Source organism: Methylobacterium sp. C25, from assembly GCF_021352225.1.
Lineage (GTDB): Bacteria > Pseudomonadota > Alphaproteobacteria > Rhizobiales > Beijerinckiaceae > Methylobacterium.
In genome coordinates this window covers 1-2882 of record NZ_JAAUVI010000028.1, presented here as the reverse complement: position 1 = coordinate 2882, position 2882 = coordinate 1, and the positions used below count along the sequence as shown (strand labels likewise).

Here is a 2882-nt window from a genome sequence, read left to right as displayed (position 1 = left end):
GCCGACGACCAGCCGTCCAGCAGGAGGTGATGGCTCGTCCAGATCAGGCGATGCCGCGAGGCCCCCTCGGCATCGTCCGGCAGCCGCACCAGCCGCACCCGCTGCAGCGGCGCCTGCGACAGATCGAACCCCTCTGCCCGCTCCGCCTCACACGAAGAGGCAAGACGGGCCTCCTCGTCATACACCGTCTCGTCCTGGCCGCCTGCGATGGGAACGGCCCCCCGCCAGTCCTCCTCGACGAAGGGCAGCTCCGCCTGGCGGAACACCACCTGCAGCGCCCCGCCCGGCACGCCCACCGGAACCCCGCGCCGCACGAACCCCGTGCGCAGCACGGCATGGCGCGCGCTCACCGCCTCCCAGGCCGCCCGCAGCCGAGCCCCGTCCAGGCCCGACACGCCCACGCTCAGCTGGTTCACGTAAAGCCCAGACGCATCGTCCTCCAAGGCATGGAACAGCAGGCCCTGCTGCATCGGGGACAGGGGGTAGACGTCCTCGACCTGCCGCCAGTCGAGGCCGGCCCCGGAGATCAGGCCGTCGAGCGCCGCCTGGTCGAGGCCCGAGACGGGCACGTCCGAGGGCGTCAGCCCGCCCGCCCCGCTCAGGCAATGCTCTGTGAGGCTGCGCAGGGCCGCGTGATAGGCCTCGGCCAGACGGGCCACGCTCGCCCGCTCGTAGCGGCGGGTGCCGTAACTGAGGGAGACCTGCAGGCAGCCGCCGCGCACGCCGGCATTGATGGTCAGCCAGCGCCCGAGCGGCGCGGAGGCCGCCCGTGCAGGCCCGGCGCTTTCCGAGGCGAGCCTCAGCCCCGAGCCGGCACTGAAGCTCGCATCGAACCGCCCGAGATAGTTGAAGCTGATCCGCGGCTCCGGAAGTGCCGCCAGGCCCGCGCGCTGTGCCTGCGAGCCCAGCTGCGCCAGCACGCCGTAGCCGACGCCGCGCCGTGGGATCGCCCGCAAGGCTTCCTTCACGCCCGTGATCAGGCCCGCCGCGTCGCGGCGACCGCCCTCGAGGCGCACCGGGAAGGCGCTGGTGAACCAGCCCACCGTCCGTGACAGGTCGAGGGACGGGCCCGCCTCGTCCGCATCCTCGTCGCCCAGGGCCTCGCGGCCATGGCCCTCGAGTTCCAGCAGCAGCGCGTCCGAGGCACGGGTCTGCGTGGAGCTCTCCGGGGCCGAGGCCTCGCGCCAGGCCGTCACCGCCTGCACCAGGGCGGCCAGGAGCAGGTCGTTGGCCTCCGTGCGGTAGGCCGTGCCGGCCGGACCCAGCAGACGCGCGGTCAGATCGGCATCGAGCACCAGCAGCTCTTCCGCCCCCTCCCCGTTCCGCTCCTCGCCCTCGGGCGCGTGATCGCTCGGAAGCCAGGCCGCCTCTTGCGCTGCCTCCTGCGCCGCCTCCCCCTGCGCGAGCCAATGGTCGAGCTCTGCGGCGAGGGCAGCCGAGCCGGCATGGGACGACAGGCGGCGGCCCCAGGATGCGAAGCTCGCGCTCTTCGGGGGCAGTTGCACCGGCTCGCCGCGCAGGGCCTGGCCCAGTCCGAGCGAGAGGTCCTCCGCCAGGATGCGCCACGAGACCCCATCCACCACCAGGTGATGGATCGCCAGCAGCAGACGGCGGCTTCCGTCCGGAAGGTCGAGGCCGAGGCCGCGCACCAGACGTCCCGCAGACAGCGACAGGCTGGCCTGCGCCTCGCCGCACAGGCGCGTCACCTCGGCCGCGACGTCGGCGCAGTCCGCCGGGATCGTCCGCAGCCACAGGCGCTCCGGATCCGCCTCCACCGGACCGTGCTCGGCGCTCCAGCCCGAGGCGCCCGCGACGAAGCGCAGCCGCAGGGCGTCGTGATGCGCCACGATCGCCTCCAGCACCGAGGCCACCCTCGGCCAGGATGCTGCATCACCCGCCGGCAGCTCCAGCAGGACCGCCTGGTTCCAGTGATCCCGGTCCGGCATTGCCTGGGCGAAGAACGCCGCCTGGATCGGCAGGAGCGGCATCCCGCCCGTCACCGGACCGAGGCTCGTCTCGCTCGCCTCAGCCCCCGCCTCGCGCCGCGCCGAGGCCGCCAGCGCCCCCAGGCTGCGATGGCGAAACACGTCCCGCGGCTCGATCCGCCAGCCGCGCTGGCGCGCCCGGCTCACCACCTGCAGAGAGACGATCGAATCCCCGCCCAGTTCGAAGAAGTCGTCGGAGACACTCACGCGCTCCAGGCCGAGCACCTCCGCCCAGATCTCCGCGAAGGCCGTCTCCGCCTCGCCCTGCGGCGCCACGAACCCGGCCTCGCCCCCCGCCTCCGGAAGCGCCGGAGCCGGCAACGCCCGGCGATCGACCTTGCCGTTCGGGGTCAGGGGCAGAGCATCCAGCACCACCACATGCGCCGGCACCATGTAATCCGGCAGCACCGCGCCCAGGGCCGCGCGCAGCGAGGCGCCGTCCAGGTCAGCCTCGCCCGCCGGCACCGCATAGCCCACCAGCTGCAGCCCCGACACGCCCGGACGCGCCACCACCGCCGCCTGGCCCACCCCCGGAAGCCCGCGCAGCCGCGCCTCGACCTCGCCCGGCTCGATCCGATGGCCGCGGATCTTCACCTGATCGTCCGCACGGCCCCGGTACAGGATCGTCCCGTCCGCCATCCGGCAGGCCAGGTCCCCTGTCCGGTACAGGCGCCCGCCGGGTCCCGACCCGCCCCCGCCGAACGGATCCGGCACGAACCGCTCCGCCGTCAGCCCGGCACGGCCCCAGTAGCCCCGCGCCAGGCCGTACCCGCCAATGTACAACTCGCCCGTCACACCATCCGGAACCGGGTTCAGATCACCATCCAGAACATGACCAACGCGAGCACCAACCGCACAGCCAATCGGACAAACAGAACCGGGAAATGAGGTCGACGA

1 protein-coding gene is annotated in these 2882 nt (G+C 73.4%); it reads right to left on the bottom strand.

Annotated features, from left to right (window positions below):
- On the bottom strand, positions 1–2780 hold a 2780-nt coding region (locus tag HCU64_RS25115; RefSeq protein ID WP_233387217.1), incomplete at its 3' end, for a condensation domain-containing protein.
- Positions 2781–2882: the final 102 nt, after the last annotated feature.